Below are 18407 nucleotides of genomic sequence, written 5' to 3' on the forward strand. Positions count from 1 at the left end.
TTTGACCGCTTCATTTTTAACAAAAAAATAGTTTATAGTTGTTTTTAATCGTTTATAAATTGTTCATTTTTCTGACAGTGGTAGTTTAGAATCGTTTGTTAAGATAGGTTTATCAAAGAAAAGGAGCGATGCTTTATGAAAAAGAAAGTATTAAGTTCGATTACTTTAGTAACATTAAGTACGTTACTTATAGCAGGTTATGCAAGTCCAGCATTTGCAGATCATGCAGCCAATCCAAATAGTGCTACAGCAAATTTAGGCAAACATCAAAACAATGGCCAAACAAGAGGCGACAAGGCGACTAAGATTTTATCTGGCACGGACTGGCAAGGAACCCGTGTTTATGATGCTGCTGGTAATGATTTAACGGCAGAAAATGCTAATTTTATTGGTTTAGCAAAATATGATGGTGAAACCGGTTTTTACGAGTTTTTCGACAAAAATACTGGGGAAACCCGTGGTGACGAAGGAACATTTTTTGTGACAGGTGATGGCACAAAACGAATTTTAATTTCGCGGACACAAAATTATCAAGCCGTAGTGGATTTAACCGAAGTGAGTAAAGACAAATTTACTTACAAGCGTTTAGGGAAAGATAAACTGGGGAATGATGTTGAAGTTTACGTGGAACACATCCCTTATCATGGGAAAAAATTAGCTTTTACAAATGGACGTGAAGCATTAACCAATCAAACTGGCAAAATTGTGACAAATAAATCAGGGGATAAAATTTTAGGAACAACCTTGTGGAATGGCACAAAAGTCGTAGATAAAAACGGTAATGATGTGACAGCGGCCAATCAAAATTTCATTAGTTTAGCGAAATTTGATCCAAACACAAGTAAATATGAATTTTTCAATTTACAAACAGGTGAAACCCGCGGCGACTTTGGGTACTTCCAAGTGGTGGACAATAACAAGATTCGGGCCCATGTATCTATTGGTACGAATCGCTACGGCGCGGCGCTAGAATTAACGGAACTAAACAATGATCGATTTACGTATACTCGAATGGGTAAAGATAATGCTGGGAATGATATTCAAGTGTTCGTGGAACATGAACCTTACCAAGGCACATATCACCCAGCCTTTACTTTCTAAAAGTCTCTTGTCTTCTCTCTTATTTAACAAAAGAACGTCCCCCAACGTTCTTTTGTTTTCTCTTCTTCTATAAATAAATTGTTATTAGTTATAATTAAATATTATTATTAAGATAATTATAATGATTATTATTTAATAATTTGTTCATATTATGGACAGGTGGAGTTAATAACTACTTGCTATCCTTAAATTATCAAAAGGAAAGGGAGTAGTCGTTTATGAAGAAAAAAATCGTTGGTACAATTACGTTGTTGGCTTTAAGTGCGTTATTAGTTGGTGGAGCAGGAGGGGCTTTGACGGCAGAAGCATACGTTCCTCAAAGCGTAGACAATCCCAATAATTTAGGGGATTTACCTGAGTATTTACGTTCAGTTGGTATTAGACAAGATGAAGGATTATCAGAAAAAGATTGGGCTGGAATACGCGTTTATGATCGAAACGGGAATGACTTAACAGATGAAAATCAAAACCTATTACATGCAATCAAATTTGATGCAACCACTAGTTTCTATGAATTTTTTGATAAAGAGACTGGAGAATCAACAGGAGATGAAGGAACCTTCTTTATGACCGCTGGTATTACAGATGTTTCCCGTCTTGTAATTATTTCTGAAACCAAAAATTATCAAGGTGTATACCCACTTAGAACTTTATACCAAGATACTTTTACGTATAGACAGATGGGGAAAGATAAAAACGGAAATGATATTGAAGTTTTCGTAGAAAACAAAGCAACCTCAGGACCAGTTTATGGTCGTCCGCAGCCATACCCCAATAATCGTCCCAGAACACTAGAATTCACGAATGGACGCCGTGCCATGACAGAACAAACAGGCCAGATTGATGTAAATCGACAAGGGGATGAAATTATTGGTAAAACTTCCTTTGATGGGACACCGCAATTTCTTTGGAATGGCACAAAAGTAGTGGATAAAGATGGCAATGACGTAACTTCGGCCAACCAAAACTTTATCAGCTTAGCGAAATTTGACCAAGACAGCAGCAAATATGAATTTTTCAATTTACAAACTGGTGAAACTCGTGGCGACTATGGCTACTTTAAAGTAGGAAATCAAAATAAATTCCGTGCCCATGTTTCCATTGGAACCAATCGCTATGGCGCTGTCTTAGAGTTAACAGAATTGAATGATAATCGTTTTACGTACACACGAATGGGTAAAGATAACGAAGGAAACGATATCCAAGTCTATGTGGAACATGAACCATACCAAGGAACTTTTAATCCTGAATTTACCTTTTAAGAACAAAACATACGAATGGAAACCAAAAAAAGTTTCGACTTCTTTTGGTTTCTCTCTTTTTAAAATAGAAAAACAGAGAAAGCGTTTTAATCGACAAATAAAAAAAGATTCGTTAGATTAGAACCACTGGAGAAAAATCTCATATTTCTCTCGAGGAAAGGAAGTTGAGCACAATGAACAAAAAAATTTTAATGGGGCTATTAAGTGTCGTGACCATTCCATTACTTGCTGCGTGTCAAGGAGGAGAAACACCCTCCGCAGCGTCAAAAAATAGTCAAACGGTGACTACTCAAAGTAGTGCAAAAACTGAAAGCACCAGTACAACCCGTTCGGTGGCTCAAACAACATCAAAAGAGGAAGTGAAAGAACCGATGAAGACCTATGAAGTGGGTGCGCTTTTAGAAGCAGCCAATCAACGAGATACGAAGAAGGTCAAGGAAATTTTACAAGATACTACTTATCAAGTGGATGAAGTCGACACAGAAGGCAACACACCGCTCAATATCGCTGTTCACAATAATGACATTGAGATTGCAAAAGCGTTGATTGATCGGGGTGCCGATATTAATCTGCAAAATAGCATTAGTGATAGTCCCTATCTTTATGCGGGAGCGCAAGGACGTACGGAGATTTTAGCGTATATGTTAAAAAATGCGACCCCAGATTTAAATAAGCATAACCGTTACGGTGGCAATGCGTTAATTCCGGCAGCTGAAAAAGGACATATTGACAATGTGAAGCTCTTGTTAGAAGATGGACGAGAAGACATAGATTTCCAAAATGACTTTGGCTATACAGCATTGATTGAGGCAGTGGGGTTACGTGAAGGGAACCAACTTTACCAAGATATTGTAAAATTGTTAATGGAAAATGGTGCGGATCAATCCATTAAAGACAATTCTGGTCGAACAGCAATGGACTATGCCAATCAAAAAGGCTATACGGAAATTAGTAAAATTTTAGCACAGTACAACTAAGTATTGTGTCCTTTCGGGAAGGAATAAATACAGGTAGGAGTGAAGGAAAGCATGAATTATTGGTTAAAAAATGTTCGAATTGAAACAGGGTATCAAAAAGAAGGTGACTGGTTATCTGGGACAGTAACCAAAGAAGTGGCAATTGAAGTAACAGATGGAGTATTTACAAAAATCATCCCCAATGAAGAATTGGTAGAAGAACCTGGGTTGACAATTATTGATGGTCACCATCAATTGATTTTACCAGGTTTGATTGAAAAACATTGTCACTTTGATAAAAGTAAACTAGGTGTTCCGTGGTATCCGGTGACGCCAGCGAAGTCAATTGTGGAACGTGTCGAAGCAGAAATCCCTTATTTAGATAGTTTAGAACTTTCTTTAACAGAACGCGCCAACCATTTAATTGACTTAGAATTACCACATGGCGCGACAGCCTTCAGAACACATGTCGACGTGGAACCGATGACAGACTTACGTTATTTTGATGAAGTCCAAGCATTGGCCCAAACGAAACCATTTGCGGTAGAAATTGTCGTCTTTCCACAGCACGGCTTACTACGTTCAGATTCCGTTGAATTAGTTGATCAAGCATTGGCAAAAGGCGCCGATTTTATTGGTGGCGTGGATCCTTATTCACTAGATGGTGATTACAAAAAATCATTGGCTGAAACATTCCGCTTAGCAGATAAACATGGTGTCGGTGTGGATATTCATTTACATGACCGTCACGAAGCTGGGACAACAACGATTAAAGAAATTATCCGTTTAACGAAAGAATATGGCCTACAAGACAAAGTATTTATCAGCCATGCCTTCGGGTTAAATGATTTCATTGGTGAAGAACGTGACGAAGTTTATGATGCTTTAGCAGCAGAAAAAATTCATATTAATTCCAGCGTGCCAATCACACCTAACACGATTCCGCCAATTATGGAATTGTTACGTCATGGAGTCAATGTCCATCTTGGTTGTGACAATATCTACGATTGCTGGTCTCCCTATGGTGATGGTTCATTACAAGAAAAATTGGCTCGTTTAGGTGAACTTTTTAACGTGAAAGATCAAGATGCTTTAACACAATTATTAGGCTTAGTGACAGATGGTGTCACAACTTTAGACGAACAAGGGCAAGCAAATTGGCCGAAAGTTGGTGCTGAAGCAACATACTTACTCACTGAAGCAGAATGTGCGGCGGCTTTTGTCGCTCGTCAGACACCGGTGGAAATCAGTGTGGTAAAAGGAACCACACTTTATCAAAAATAAAAAAAGAAGCGAGATTTCTCGCTTCTTTTTTTGTTATGCTTATTGCTTCTTCAACCAGCTATCCAATTGCTCAAATAAAGTGATGACCGAAGGATCTTTGGTTTGTTTTAAAAAATCATGTTCTAAATAGTAAACCGCTTTAAAGGTACTCTCAGGAATGGTCCGTCCGATTTTTTTGCTATAGCGGAACGGCACTTCTTCGTCTGAGCTGCTAGCTGTACTGAAACAAGGTGGAAAAGTTTTTAATGTTTCGTCTGACAGTGCGTAAGCAGACCAGTCCCCATTTTCTGGTAATCCGTAAAAGTGCGGCAATAGCGCTTGCTGAATACTGTAATGATACAGCAGATAGCGAGAAAGAAAAGGATCATCCCAAACAGGCTTTGTTTGGTCGATGGTAGCTATTTCTTTAGCGGAAATGGCTTGCTTTAATAATTTTCGTGGCTCTTTAATAAATTCTAAATCTGTATAACCGTAAAAATTGACTAAAAATTGTGGCGTCGAATTTAGTGTTTGTAATTGTTTGGTTAACTGTAACATTAAATAACCGCCAGCGGAACGCCCGCACAAACCAAAGGGCTGGTTTTGAATAATCTCTTCGTTTAACAATTGGAAGGTTTCCGTTAGCGTCCTTAAGATGTGATCGATTTTTGTATTTGGAGCCAACAAATAGTCCAGCGCTAAAACGGTATAGCCATTGCTTGTAAACAGCTCCTTCAGTTCTTCTGGTAAATCACTTTTGGTTCCATAAATCATCCCGCCACCGTGTAAATAGACGACATAGTTCGTTGGTTCAGTCGTAGTGGGGTAGATAGTGACTGTTGCGCCATTAGCGAGTGTTTGATTGTTTTTCAAGTGCACGTCTCCTCATCTTTATAATGTATGTGGCAATTTCATAATTTAACAATTGCAAGGGATTGGCTAAGTCAATATCAAGAAGTTGTTCCACTTTGTTTAAACGATAACGAATCGTTTTTGAATGGAGGAACATCGCTTCAGAGGTCTGTTTATAGTTGCGATTATTTTGGAAAAAACTGTACAAGGTTTCAAACAAATCGTAGTTATTTTCGGCTAATTGATAAAGTGCGCGAGGAATTAATTCGTCTAAATTTTCCAATTGGTCTTCGCGGATAAAATTTTTAAATACCCCGATATCGGCTAAGGTGACAATTGGTCCGTTATAAAAAGTTTCATTAAAGCGCAGAATGTCCAGACATTCAATCAGTAGCTCTTTAATCCCTTCTCGTGATTTTAAACTGCTGACGGCAACGGTAAGCGTGTCGTTTTCTTCTAAAAGTTCAGCTAATAAACGACTTAATTGCAGCTTTGTAATTTTTCCATCACTTTCATTGAAGTTAAAAAGGACCGCCGAATAATTTAGCTGATCAAAGAAGATGGATTTCACACGCAGGGTACGAAGTAAGGCAATAATTCGTTCTTTCATGAGTTGTGTATTGGTGTCTTTGGTAGAAAAAGCAATCGCTTGGTAAGAATCTAGCTCTTGCATTTGCACTTCACGAAGCAAACTGTTTAGCTCGTCAGGATTTTGCGGTGTATTTTGTAAAATAGCATCCGCTAAGTTGTTCAAACGAGTATACCGTTCTTTTTTTAACAAATTTTCGGTATTGAATTTTTCTTGTAAGACATCAATCGCATTTTCGATAATCACTAAATCCGTTTCTTTAACCTTTTCATCTTGTAAATAAACCAGAAGTAAACAATTAGTGGAATAACTATTGAAAATAGAAACTTCTAGTGCCAACTGTTTTTTGGGGTTGGCATGAGAATAAAGTGTTAAAAGAGAATAATCATTTTTAGTGAACTCACTGTTTTTTAGTTTTTCTCTTGAGAGCACAATCGCATCATGGGGTAAGTCGCCATCGCTAATTTCCAGATGTTTATCCAACATTTTTAAAGCGAAGGGTAATTTAATGATGTCATAAAATTCTTGCATAATCGTCTCAACCGTTGGGTAGTGACGCTCTAATTTGGTGAAACGTTGGCGCACATCGTAATACGTACGTAAGACATGCGACTGATAATTCAACAAAGGCTCGTAAATCGTAAACAGAATTTTTTCATAGCTAATGTCTTGTGTGATTTTAATTAAAGGAATTTCATAATTGAAACATAATTCGATAAACCACTCTGGAATCATTTTAATGAATCGATCTGTTTTCAAAATTAAGCCGCTGATGCCAATTCGGCGCATCTTTACGAAAAAATTTTCCAACTCTTTTTCGGGTAGATCATGCAATGCGTAGAAAGAAGTCAAAATTAACTGATTCTTTCTACTCCAGTTCTCAATGTCAATCGCTTCTAAGACCATTGCCGAGTCAACTTCATTGTCTAAACCAATCTCTTTCGTCAAAATTTTACCTTTTTTTAAGTCACCTATCGATAATAACTCTCTTAATTTCATCATTTTCTCCTTTTTTCCTCTTATGGATAAAAATTATACCATTTTTTTAGAATTATGTCCGATGAAAACACTTTCTCGTTTCGATACAATAGCATTGTAAGGAATAGATAGGAGGATGAACAATGTTACACACAGTAATTTTGAAAAACAATTACCAAGACTCCATCAACTTAATGTTATTGACCAATAAAATCAATGCATTAGATGGTGTAACCATGAGTCAAATCATGATGGGAACAGATGCCAACAAAGACATCCTTAACAACACGAACTTGTTAACGGATGAGGCCAATAGTGCATCTGCAAACGACATGATGATTGTGGTTGACAGTGAAAAAGAAAACATCATGGAAGAAGTTATGCCAGCGATTGATGAATTCTTAGATGATTTATCAGCAAAGGGAACTAGTGAAGAAGCACAAGCAGCAACTTCTTGGTCAGAAGCGTTTGATCTTTTACCAGAGGCGAATGTAGCGCTATTCAGTATTCCTGGTGAATATGGTGCGCCAGAAATGGAACGTGCCTTAAAAAATGATTTACACGTGTTCTCTTTCACGGATAATGTGTCAATTGAAGATGAAGTACGTTTGAAAAAATTAGCGCATGAAAAAGGCTTACTAATGATGGGGCCTGACTGTGGAACTGGTATTATCTCAAGTATTCCAATCGCCTTTACAAATGTTGTTTCTCCAGGAAACATTGGCGTTGTTGGTGCTTCAGGAACAGGGATTCAAGAAGTTACAACGATTATTGACCGTTTAGGTGGCGGAGTTGTTCACGCCATTGGTACTGGTGGTCGTGACCTAAGCGACAAAGTAGGCGCTATCACTGTGAAAGATGCTATTGTGGCTTTAGAAAATCACGAACCAACCGATGTGATTACAGTTATTTCTAAACCACCTGCAAAAGAAGTTCGTGATGAAGTGGTTGAATTATTACAAAGCATTTCAAAACCAGTCGTTGCGATTTTCTTAGGAGAAAAACCAACAAGTCACGAAGGCAAAGTTTATCTAGCTCATACATTAGAAGAAACAGCTAAAATTGCTGTTGATTTAGCAAATGATGTGGCCGTGAAGAAAAATTACTTTGAAGCATTAGCAAAACCAGCTGTACCAACATTACCAGAAGATAAAGTTGTAAAAGGCTTATATTCAGGTGGTACATTAGCTTCTGAAGCGGGTATGTTAATTTCTGAAGCTTTAGATCTTGGCGGTTTAGTGAAAGCAGAAGGTTATGTCTTGAAATCTCACGGTTATGAAGTCATTGACTTAGGCGATGATATGTATACACAAGGTCGTCCGCACCCAATGATTGACCCAGATGTTCGTATCGAAAAAATTCGTGAATACGCACAAGATGAAAAAACGGGGATTATCTTATTCGATGTGGTGTTAGGCTATGGTGCTCATGAAGACATGGTTGGTGCATTGTTACCAGCAATTGAAGAAGCGCGTGCCACAGCCAAAGAAGCAGGACGTGATCTTTACTTTGTTGCAACTGTCTGTGGGACGACGAAAGATCCGCAAAATTACCAATCGTCGGTTGATCGTTTGAAAGAAGGCGGCGTTTTAGTAGCAGAAAGCAATGCTAAAGCTGTTCAATTAGCTCTATTGCTAAAAGGAATCGAAATTTCAGAAGACGATAAAGAAGTGGTTGCTTACAACGGACCAACTGTCGATGTACCAAAACCAGGCGAAAAAGTAATAGAACTATTAACAACCAAACCAAGAATCATTAACGTTGGGTTGCAAAGCTTTACAGAATCAATCGTTGATTACGGTGGCGAAACTGTTCAATTTAACTGGCGTCCACGTGCTAACGGCAATAAAAAAATGATTAAAATTTTGGATGCCTTGGAAGATTACAGTGAACAAATCGAAGCTGAAAATCACAAAGTAACAGACAAAATTAAAAATGCACAACCATTCTTAGTAGATGTGGTACCTGCAAAATCAGTGATTCCAGAATTAAATGATGACGCACAAAAAACATTACTTCATGCTGGACCACCAATCCAATGGTCTGAAATGACTGGACCAATGAAAGGTGCTTGTATCGGAGCTGCATTATTCGAACGTTGGGCAGACAATGAAGAAGATGCTTTGAAGATTTTTGAAGCTGGCGAAGTACGTTTCATTCCTTGTCACCATGTAAAAGCAGTAGGACCAATGGGCGGTATTACTTCTGGTAATATGCCAGTCTTTGTTGTAGAAAATCGCTTAGAAGGTAACGAAGCATACTGTATCTTGAATGAAGGTATCGGTAAAGTATTACGTTTTGGTGCTTATTCACAAGAAGTGGTTGATCGTTTAGATTGGATTAAAGATGTTTTAGGACCAACTATTGCGAAAGCCTTGAAACTTTCTGAAGAAGGCTTGAACTTAAACGTATTGATTGCGCGCTCTATTACAATGGGTGACGAGTTCCACCAAAGAAATATTGCCGCATCTTTGAACTTCTTAAAAGAATTGTCTCCATTAATTATCAAAACAGATATTCCAGAAGATCAAAAATACGAAGTAATCAAATTCTTAGCTGACACAGATCAATTCTTCTTAAATGTCATGATGGCAACTGGAAAAGCAATTGTTGATGGTGCCCGTAAAGATACCAACGGAACGATTGTCACAACGATGACTCGTAACGGCGTGAACTTTGGGGTCCGGATTGCAGAAACAGGCGATCAATGGCATACCGCACCAGTAAATACACCAAAAGGTCTTTACTTCACTGGTTTCAGCGAAGAAGACGGAAATCCTGATGTCGGGGATAGTGCAATTACTGAAACAGTAGGCGTTGGAGCAATGGCTATGGTAGCTGCACCTGGCGTAACACGGTTTGTTGGTGCAGGTGGCTTTGAAGATGCGTTAGCAACCTCAAATGAAATGGCAAAAATCTGTGAAGGACACAACCCAACATTCTCAATTCCAACTTGGGATTTCCAAGGAACTTGTTTAGGAATTGATATCCGTAAAGTGGTGGAATTAGGAATTACACCAATCATCAATACAGGGATTGCACACAAAAATGCCGGTGTTGGTCAAATTGGTGCAGGGACAGTTAGAGCACCTCTAGGCTGTTTTGAAAAAGCCCTAGAAGCGTATGCTGAGAAACTAGGCATTACGGTTGAATAACCAACTAGTCATTAGTGACTACATTTTTCCTATCCACCAATATGGCAAGATGGGAACCATTCACAGTATTTTTGAACGTTCATTTAATCTGAAAGTCCAGGATCAATTAATCAATGTTGCAAACTTCCATAATTATTTATCAAGCTTTGGTATGTTTTTGCCAGATCAATTGTTTCAAGAAATCTTTCCGTATGTACAACAAGGTAATAAAGTCAAAATCACAGAAAATCAGTTGACCTTTTACAGTACAGTCGGCGTGAAAACGATCCAACTCACACCTGCCGAGGTCGTTTCTTTAAACATTACTCATTTCAAGTTAGAAAAAGACCAATTACGCTTGTTGCGAGACCGCTTATTAGCGAGAAACTTAGAACGTAGAATTGGCCTGCCTTTAGACGAACGAGCGAAGCATATTTTCAAAAAAATGAGCCAAAAACAAAAAGTTTGGACACTATCGGAATGGCAAGAAGTAACGAATTATCTGATTGGTCGGGGCAAAGGGTTAACCCCGAGTGGTGATGACATTTTAGTGGCGTATCAAACAATTCTGTTCATACTTGCTGATGAAAGAGCTGCGGCGCTAGCCGCTACTCTTTCGGCAGCAAATTTATCCACAACAGATGTTAGTAAAGGCTATATTGCAAGCTCGGCTAAAGGATATGTAAATTCATTGTTGTATCAGTTACTCTTGGATTTGGAGAACCATCGGGATAATAGAGTTGACGAAAATATTGACAGAATTATACAAATCGGACATTCCTCTGGTAAAGATATGTCATTTGGAATGTTACTAGCTTTACAATCTGTAGAGTTAGATGAGAAGTGAGGAGAAGACATGGAGAATAGTAAAAAAAATCAAGCAGTGCAAGTGAGCAATAGTTACTGGATTAAAGTCGTAGCCATTTTCTTCGTAGGCTGGATTTTAATGTACGCAACACGAACTATTTTTAATCCAGTGATGGGGGTCATTGGAGAACAATTTGGTCTAAGTAACACACAACTTGGTTTAGCCAATAGTATCTTCTTTCTAACCTATGCTGTTGCACAGATTCCTTTTGGGATGATTGGCGATAAAATTGGGCGGAAATTAGTCATTGCTGTTGGGTTTATCGTTCTTGCTATTTCTACTTATTTTAGTGGATTAGCGACAACCTTTGTTATGTTTTTAGTCATTCGTGCAATTGCTGGTATTGGTCAAGGAGCTTACTATGGCCCGCAATATGCGCTATCGACAGAAGCGATTCCAGCAAGTAAACGGACCATCGGTAATGCCATCATCAATAGTGGGATGGCCTTCGGTACATCAGGTGGGTACCTACTTTCAAGTAAGTTGGTTTTAGAAAATGGTGAACATTGGAGCAAACCATTCTTTATCATGGCGATTCCAACGTTTATCGTAGGAATTCTTTTCTATACAATTTTGAAAGAAAAAGTGATTCGTCCTGGTGAAGAAGCCGCACGAGCAGCTGCTGAAGAAGGACCGCAAGAAAAGATCTCATTAAAAGAAATTTTCTCAAATCGTAATTTATTAGCCGCATTTATTTTATGTTTCACAAGTATTTATGCAAACTTTGTCATTATTACTTGGTTGCCACAATTTTTAATTGCTGAACGTGGCTTTACAGGAGCGAGCGTTGGTTTCATTTCATCACTTGTACCATGGGCCTCTATTCCAGGAGCCTTAATCTTCGCTCGTTTGAATGATAAAACAGGTGCGACGAAAAAATTAGTCTTTACATTAGTACCTTTAGCAATCCTATCTGTCTTTGCGATTGCTTTTGTAACAAATCGGACATTGTTAATTTCTGTTTTAATTCTTTATGGGTTAACAGGGAAATTAGCGTTAGATCCAATTATGGTGACTTTTGTTACCAAACATGCACCAAAAGCGGCCTTAGGAACAACGTTAAGTGCCTATAATTTTATCGGGATGTCAGGGTCAATCCTAGCACCGTATGTCACAGGATATTTAGCAGATACAGCAGGCTCAATGCAAGTTGGCTTCTATCTTTCTTGTGTACTATTAGTTATTGGTTTACTAGCTTTTGCTTTCTTAGCTAAAGATGAGAGTAAACCGAAATTAGGTTAATTATCCCTTCGATAATGACTGAAACAATCAAAATGAGCAAGACAAAATCTTTCATTTCGTAAACAAATTATTTCTTATCCGTCGATACTGAAAAGATTTTATCTTTGCTTTACTAAAAAGGAGCGAATCAATCAATGAGTTTAAACGTAATTGCCCTAGGTGGGAATGCTATTTTAGATACGGATCCAACAGATGAAGGCCAAAAAGCCGTCGTTAATCACGCGGCCAAATATATTGCAGAATTTGTTGCTAAAGGGGAACAAGTCATTGTCTGTCACGGAAACGGACCACAAGTAGGGAATTTGCTTTTACAACAAAAAGCAGGCGAAAGTGAAAAAAATCCAGCGTTGAAATTGGATACTTGTGTTGCGATGACACAAGGAAGCATCGGTTACTGGTTACAAAATGCTTTAACTAATGAGTTTGAAAAACGTAACATTGCTAAACCAGTTATCTCTGTAGTTACGCAAGTACGTGTGGACAAAGAAGATCCTTCGTTTAAAAAACCATCCAAACCAATTGGTCCATTCTATACAAAAGAAGAAGCTGACGCGGAAGCAGCCAAAGATGGCTCTACGTATGTGGAAGATGCTGGCCGTGGCTACCGAAAAGTTGTTCCATCACCAATGCCTAAAGAAATTGTTGAAAAAGAGGCGGTTCGTGCTTTAGTAGAGGCGGACGTTTTAACTATCTGTTCTGGTGGCGGGGGCATTCCGGTCGTAGCAGAAGACGGACAATACGTAGGTGTGGAAGCGGTTAACGACAAAGATTTCTCTGCACGTGTTTTAGCTGAAAACGTTGATGCAGACCGTTTGATTATTTTGACAGGCGTTGATAACATCTACATTAATTACAATCAACCAGATCAAAAAGCATTAGAACAAATCAGTGTAGCCGAAGCAGAAGAATACATTAAAGAAGGTCACTTTGCTGCTGGTAGTATGCTACCAAAAATCGAAGCTGCCTTAGACTTCGTAAAAGGTGATGACAAACGGAAAGCAATCATTACTTCTATCGAAAACTTAGAAAACATCGATAAAGAAGCAGGAACTGTGATCAGTCAAAAGGGGTAGTTTACCATGAAAAAACCGTCCATGATCACCCAAATTGCAATTGCTGTTGTCGTAGGAATCCTCGTAGGACTCTTGATTCCTGCTAGCGGCAATTACTTGAAAATAGTTGGAGATGTCTTTTTGCGACTGATGCAAATGGCTATTCCTATCTTGATCTTAGGGCAAATTGTCCAAGCAGTTGGCAGTATTAATCCAAAAGAATTAACGAGCCTTGGGGGTAGAACAATCGCTGTTTTCGGGATTTCCTCCTTAGCTGCCGCTTTATGGGGCGTCCTAATGGCAGTCATTTTTAATCCAGGATACGGTGTTAAAATGACTGGCTTCCAAGATGCTTCTATTAAAGCGCAAGAAATCTCAATCACTGATACGATTTTAAATTTCGTTCCGAAAAATATTTTTGATTCACTGACTCAAGGATCGATTATTCAAATTATTGTCTTTGCATTATTTTTTGGTTTAGCACTGAATAAATACTTACAAAGCCATCCAGAGACACAACTCTTCCAAATAATTGTGGACTTTAATGAAGTTATCATTACAGTCATTCGATACGTCATGTATCTAGCACCTCTGGGGATTTTTGCTTTAATTGCTTCAACAATTAGTCACTTAGGCCTTCAAATTATTTTACCGTTAGTGAAGTATCTATTGGTCTATGGATTAGGAACTATTTTATTTTTGGGCATCTGGATTTTGGTTATCACATTGTACTGTAAAGTAAGTCCACTACGTTTAATTACAAACATGAAAAATATGTCTGTGATGGCCTTGGCGACAACTTCTTCAGCAATTACTTTACCAGTAGCTTTGGAAGAAACAGAAACAAAATTAGGTTTAAGTAAGCGAATTACTAACTTAGTGTTGCCGTTAGGTATGTCATTAAACAGTAACGGTTCAGCGATGCATATGGCTTTTACTGTAATGACTATCGCTCAGATGTATCAGCTAGATTTTGATATTACGAAAATGATTTACTTAGCAATTACAGCAACGTTTGTCTCACTAGCAAACGCAGTTGTTCCTGGTGCGGGCTTAGTCTCACTGGCAGTGATTGTTCCGCAAATGGGTTTACCCATTGAGAGTATTGCAATTTTTGCAGGCGTCGAATGGTTTGTTGGCATGTTACGAACAATTTTAAATGTCAATTCAGATGTTTACTCTGCTATTCTAGTTGCAAAATCAGTGGATGAAATTGACTATACTGTCTTTAACAGTAGCAATAAGTAGTGAAAAAAGGGGAGGAAATGCAAGGACGAAGAAGAAAATCACTTGTTTTCTTTCCCTTTTTTAAGATTAATGATAAAGGAGCAAGCGCAATGGAAGAAATGGTTGTCGTTACACCGGAAAAATTAGAAAAGCTGATGAAACAAAAATTAGAAGCTGCTGGTTTACATTCTGAACATGCCGAAGAAGTTGCTCGACATTTAACTTTTGCAGATGCTAGCGGTATTCATTCACATGGTGCGGTTCGTATGGATTATTATGCGGAACGGATTGCAAAAGGCGGGATCACGATTGACCCCGAATTATCATTTGAAAAAACTGGACCGTCCACTGCCATTTTTCATGGCGATAATGGCGTGGGTCAATTTGTTTGTAACGAAGCATTAGCTGCTGCAGTTGATCTAGCCAAAGAATCAGGGTTAGCGTATGTTGGCGTTTCTCAAACGAGTCATAGCGGGACGTTATCGTATTATGTTAAAAAAGCAGCGGAACAAGGCATGGTTGCTCTTTCGATGTGTCAATCTGATCCAATGGTGGTACCGTTTGGTGGTACAAGCAATTATTTTGGAACAAATCCAATCGCTTTTGCAGCACCTAGAGCAGGTCATGAACCAGTCGTGTTTGATATGGCTACGACAGTACAGGCGTGGGGGAAAATTTTAGATGCACGTTCAAGAGATGTTGAAATTCCCGACACATGGGCAGTAGACGAAAAAGGCCAGCCAACGACTGATCCTTATGAAGTACGAGGTTTATTGCCGATTTCAGGACCAAAAGGATATGGACTAATGATGATGGTCGATGTCTTAGCTGGTTCGTTGTTAGGCTTACCTTTTGGCAAACATGTCAGCTCCATGTATGCGGATTTAACGGAGAAACGGAATCTGGGTCAGATGTTTTTAGTCATTGATCCAAGCCGCTTTACAGATTCTGAACGATTTAAAGAAAATATTAATCAAATGGTGGAAGAACTTCATAGTGTGCCTACAGCAGAAGGGTTTCAACAAGTTTACTATCCAGGAGAAATTGGTCAGCTAAACTATCAAAAAGCCATGTCAGAAGGCATTGAAATTCCACAAAGTATTTATGATTATTTAGTTAGTGAGATTGTACATTACGATAAATATGGCGGGCAAGGTGCCTTTGCCAAATAATGAGGAGCGCAGAGAGTATTCGCTACTGCGTTGCTCTCGCCTTCTTTCTATTGGAGGAAAGTAAAATGAAAAAATCGTCAAAAGTAGCACTTATTTTTGCATTCTTAGTTAGTATTTTTGTGCCAGTTGCGGCCTTTGCTGATGAGATTGGGGATGTAGTTGCCCCGACAGGAATCATGGCATTAGTTGTGATTATTCCATTGATTGTTGTTTTGGTTCTATTGTTTATGAAAGTCGATATGATTATCGCTGGTTTAATTGGTGGCGTCTTAGCGATGCTGATTGGTGGCATTGGACTAGAAGAAGCGAATAAACAGATGTTGGAAGCTATCCCAATGATGTTAGGAATTACCGTTCCCATCATTAATTCAGCTGTTGCGATGGCAGTCTTTAAAGCAGGTAGTTATTCAGCTGCATTAACTTTAGCCAAACGAGGCACAAAAGGAAAAGTCGAGTATGTTTCAGCTTTTATTGTTATCTTATTAGCCGCAGCCACATATATGTCAGGAATTGGTGGCGGAAGTGCGATGGTTATTGCACCATTGGCCTTTGCTGCAGTTGGGGTTGTTCCTGAATTAATTGCAGCAATGTCTTTAGCTGCTGCGGTATCATTTACAACATCACCCGCTTCATTAGAATCAAGTATTGTTTCAAAATTAGGCGATATCAGTGTCGGTTCATATGTTTCAACCATGCGACCTTACTGGTTATTCTTCGTAGCATTAGCGATTGTTTTAGCCTTTTGGGGAACGAAACATAGAAATGTTGGCTTTAAAGAGTCGGCAGATGATGAATTTGATAAAAAGAGCAATGGTGAATTATTTAAAATTACCTTGCCAGCCATTTTCTTATTGTTTGCTGTAATTTTTGGACCAATTGTGAATGATTTAATTGGTTTTGCCTTCTTTACGCCACTTGTATACATGATTTTAACATTAGTTTTAATTTTCTTATGTACAGATTTCTCAATGAACAAATCTGTCGAAGCGATGGTAGATGGGTCTACATATATTTTGACTCGTTTATTCCAAGTAGGGATTTTCTTAGCCTTTATTAATGTTATTGCACAAACAGGAACGTTTGCTGTAATCGCAGGTGTTGCTGAAAATGCACCAGCCTTTATTGTCGTGCCAGTTGCCATTTTAACAGGGATTTTAATTGGGATTCCAGCTGGGGCCTACGTAGGTTCTGTTTTAACTTTAGTGCTACCAGTTGCTGTATCGTTGAACTTCCCGCCGTTAGCATTAGGTTTTGTAGCAATGGGTGTTGGTTTAGGTAGTCAAATGAGTTTCGTTAATATTACTATGCAAGCTTTATCTTCAGGCTTCCAAATTCCAATTTTGGATGTTGTTAAAGGAAACGTGAAATGGTTAAGTATTGCCTCTGTACTATTATTAGTTATCGGTTTAATCTTTGGATAAAAAACAATTTAGGGAGTGGAAAACATGGATTTATTAATTAAACAAGTTCGTCTTCAAGACGGTGAAGCATTACAAGATGTAGCTATTAAAGAAGGTAAAATCATTGAAATCGCCCCAGTTATTACTGGCGATGCCAAAGAAGTCATCGAAGCAGATGGTCGTGTTTTAATCCCAGGTTTTGTAGAAAGCCATTTACATTTGGACAAGGCATTAATCGCTGATCGTAAACCAAATAAATCAGGTACGTTGAAAGAAGCAATTGAAGTAACCGCAGAATTAAAACCAACATTTACCGAAGAAGACATTTACGACCGTGCCAAACGTGCTTTAGAAATGTTAATTGTTCATGGGACCACGGCGTTAAGAACGCATGCAGAATTTGACCCAGCGCAAGGTTTTACTGGCTTCAAAACAATTATGCGTTTGAAAGAAGAATACAAAGAGTTAATTGACATGCAAGTAGTTGCGTTTCCGCAAGAAGGAATTTTTAAAGCCCCTGGAACAGAACAAATGATGTATGAAGCAATGGATATGGGCGCAGACGTTGTCGGCGGTATTCCTTATAATGATGCACCAGCGAAAGAACATATTGATTTAGTGTTTGAAATTGCTAAAAAATATGATAAAGATGTAGATTTACACCAAGATTTTGCCGATGAAGCTGATGATATGAGTATTGAATATTTATGTGAAAAAACCATCGCTGAAGGCTACCAAGGCCGTGTTTCAGTGGGCCACTTAACGGCATTGCATGCCTTACCTGAAGCAGAATTGGCGCCTATTATTGCAAAAATGGCGGAAGCAAATATTAGCGTGATGGCTTTACCAGCAACGGATTTACATTTAGGGGCTCGTGGTGATCAGTACAATGTTCGACGTGCGGTTACGCCAATTCGTAAATTACGCGATGGTGGCGTGAATGTCTGTATTGCTACGAATAATATTCGCAATGCTTTTACACCATATGGCACAGGGGATATTGTTCAAACAGCGATGTTAGCCATTCCTGTTGGGCACCTAGGTGGAGCGGATGACTTAAAAACAGTGCTACCAATGGTAACAACAAGTCCTGCTCGTGCGATGGGACTAGAAGGATACGGTGTCGCAGTTGGGAATAAAGCAGATTTAGTCTTATTAGACACAAAAGTGGTTGAACATGCGATTATTGATATTCCAGAACGGTTATATGTTATTAAAAACGGCCGTGTTACAGTCAAGACAGACAAAAAAGTCGAAATCATTCATTAAGAAAAAAAACAAAAAGCTCAAAATGTTAGTTGTCAAAACTAA

At 38.6% G+C, this 18407-nt stretch carries 14 protein-coding genes; 12 read left to right on the top strand and 2 right to left on the bottom strand.

Going from position 1 to position 18407, the window contains the following annotated elements:
• The first annotated feature begins 135 nt into the window (after positions 1-135).
• The 4 genes from IGL37_RS01395 (at position 136) to IGL37_RS01410 (ending at position 4603) form a co-directional block, all read left to right on the top strand.
• Positions 136-1101, top strand: a complete 966-nt coding sequence (locus IGL37_RS01395) for a DUF4822 domain-containing protein (RefSeq protein WP_002387659.1) — start codon at positions 136-138, stop codon at positions 1099-1101.
• Between the two features lie 218 nt (positions 1102-1319).
• On the top strand, positions 1320-2363 hold the full coding sequence (locus IGL37_RS01400) for a DUF4822 domain-containing protein (protein ID WP_033918200.1): 1044 nt from the start codon (positions 1320-1322) through the stop codon (positions 2361-2363).
• Between the two features lie 173 nt (positions 2364-2536).
• Positions 2537-3340, top strand: coding sequence for an ankyrin repeat domain-containing protein (locus IGL37_RS01405; RefSeq protein ID WP_002373191.1), 804 nt, complete (start codon positions 2537-2539; stop codon positions 3338-3340).
• A gap of 51 nt (positions 3341-3391) precedes the next feature.
• Entirely contained in the window at positions 3392-4603 is a 1212-nt protein-coding gene (locus IGL37_RS01410) for an amidohydrolase family protein (protein ID WP_025186534.1), read from the top strand.
• Positions 4604-4642: 39 nt separating this feature from the next.
• On the opposite strand, the gene IGL37_RS01415 is transcribed toward IGL37_RS01410, so the two are convergent.
• Positions 4643-5455 carry an alpha/beta hydrolase gene (locus tag IGL37_RS01415; RefSeq protein ID WP_033918199.1) on the bottom strand — a complete coding sequence of 271 codons (813 nt, stop codon included), beginning with the start codon at positions 5453-5455 and terminating at the stop codon, positions 4643-4645.
• On the bottom strand, positions 5430-7022 hold the full coding sequence (locus IGL37_RS01420; RefSeq protein ID WP_002355248.1) for a PucR family transcriptional regulator: 1593 nt from the start codon (positions 7020-7022) through the stop codon (positions 5430-5432). Before IGL37_RS01420 ends, IGL37_RS01415 begins: the two co-directional genes overlap by 26 nt.
• Before the next feature lie 122 nt (positions 7023-7144).
• On the opposite strand from IGL37_RS01420, the gene fdrA reads away from it, so the two are divergent.
• From fdrA to IGL37_RS01460, 8 genes are all read left to right on the top strand, one after another.
• Positions 7145-10156, top strand: a complete 3012-nt coding sequence (gene fdrA / locus IGL37_RS01425; protein WP_080296938.1) for a DUF1116 domain-containing protein — start codon at positions 7145-7147, stop codon at positions 10154-10156.
• Positions 10149-10982, top strand: coding sequence for a DUF2877 domain-containing protein (locus IGL37_RS01430; RefSeq protein WP_033918198.1), 834 nt, complete (start codon positions 10149-10151; stop codon positions 10980-10982). Before fdrA ends, IGL37_RS01430 begins: the two co-directional genes overlap by 8 nt.
• Positions 10983-10991: 9 nt before the next feature.
• Positions 10992-12245 (top strand): MFS transporter, encoded by a 1254-nt coding sequence (locus tag IGL37_RS01435; protein ID WP_002355251.1) that lies wholly within the window; start codon positions 10992-10994, stop codon positions 12243-12245.
• Positions 12246-12379: 134 nt separating this feature from the next.
• Complete coding sequence (gene arcC, locus IGL37_RS01440; RefSeq protein WP_002355252.1) at positions 12380-13318, top strand: carbamate kinase; 939 nt, start codon at positions 12380-12382, stop codon at positions 13316-13318.
• Between the two features lie 6 nt (positions 13319-13324).
• The gene (locus tag IGL37_RS01445) at positions 13325-14545 is read left to right on the top strand and encodes a dicarboxylate/amino acid:cation symporter (RefSeq protein ID WP_002355253.1); all 1221 of its coding nucleotides are present in this window, start codon (positions 13325-13327) and stop codon (positions 14543-14545) included.
• 89 nt (positions 14546-14634) lie between these two features.
• Positions 14635-15696: an ureidoglycolate dehydrogenase gene (allD, locus tag IGL37_RS01450; RefSeq protein WP_002413499.1), complete on the top strand. Its 1062-nt coding sequence runs from the start codon at positions 14635-14637 to the stop codon at positions 15694-15696.
• A complete protein-coding gene (locus IGL37_RS01455) occupies positions 15696-17117 on the top strand; it encodes a hypothetical protein (RefSeq protein ID WP_002385370.1) in 1422 nt (473 codons plus the stop codon). The genes allD and IGL37_RS01455 overlap by 1 nt, the downstream gene beginning before the upstream one ends.
• Before the next feature lie 24 nt (positions 17118-17141).
• Complete coding sequence (locus IGL37_RS01460; protein ID WP_010819167.1) at positions 17142-18365, top strand: amidohydrolase family protein; 1224 nt, start codon at positions 17142-17144, stop codon at positions 18363-18365.
• Positions 18366-18407: the final 42 nt, after the last annotated feature.

Origin of the sequence: Enterococcus sp. AZ119 (genome assembly GCF_050546175.1) — a bacterium.
Taxonomy (GTDB): Bacteria; Bacillota; Bacilli; order Lactobacillales; family Enterococcaceae; genus Enterococcus; species Enterococcus faecalis.

What these genes read in the sequence shown, in the direction of transcription:
- IGL37_RS01460 (WP_010819167.1), top strand. Translation starts at nt 17,142, where the DNA reads ATGGATTTATTAATTAAACAAGTTCGTCTTCAAGACGGTGAAGCATTA.
- allD (WP_002413499.1), top strand. Translation starts at nt 14,635, where the DNA reads ATGGAAGAAATGGTTGTCGTTACACCGGAAAAATTAGAAAAGCTGATG.
- IGL37_RS01445 (WP_002355253.1), top strand. Translation starts at nt 13,325, where the DNA reads ATGAAAAAACCGTCCATGATCACCCAAATTGCAATTGCTGTTGTCGTA.
- IGL37_RS01455 (WP_002385370.1), top strand. Translation starts at nt 15,696, where the DNA reads ATGAGGAGCGCAGAGAGTATTCGCTACTGCGTTGCTCTCGCCTTCTTT.
- IGL37_RS01435 (WP_002355251.1), top strand. Translation starts at nt 10,992, where the DNA reads ATGGAGAATAGTAAAAAAAATCAAGCAGTGCAAGTGAGCAATAGTTAC.
- IGL37_RS01420 (WP_002355248.1), bottom strand. Translation starts at nt 7,022, where the DNA reads ATGAAATTAAGAGAGTTATTATCGATAGGTGACTTAAAAAAAGGTAAA.
- IGL37_RS01405 (WP_002373191.1), top strand. Translation starts at nt 2,537, where the DNA reads ATGAACAAAAAAATTTTAATGGGGCTATTAAGTGTCGTGACCATTCCA.
- arcC (WP_002355252.1), top strand. Translation starts at nt 12,380, where the DNA reads ATGAGTTTAAACGTAATTGCCCTAGGTGGGAATGCTATTTTAGATACG.
- IGL37_RS01410 (WP_025186534.1), top strand. Translation starts at nt 3,392, where the DNA reads ATGAATTATTGGTTAAAAAATGTTCGAATTGAAACAGGGTATCAAAAA.
- IGL37_RS01395 (WP_002387659.1), top strand. Translation starts at nt 136, where the DNA reads ATGAAAAAGAAAGTATTAAGTTCGATTACTTTAGTAACATTAAGTACG.
- IGL37_RS01400 (WP_033918200.1), top strand. Translation starts at nt 1,320, where the DNA reads ATGAAGAAAAAAATCGTTGGTACAATTACGTTGTTGGCTTTAAGTGCG.
- fdrA (WP_080296938.1), top strand. Translation starts at nt 7,145, where the DNA reads ATGTTACACACAGTAATTTTGAAAAACAATTACCAAGACTCCATCAAC.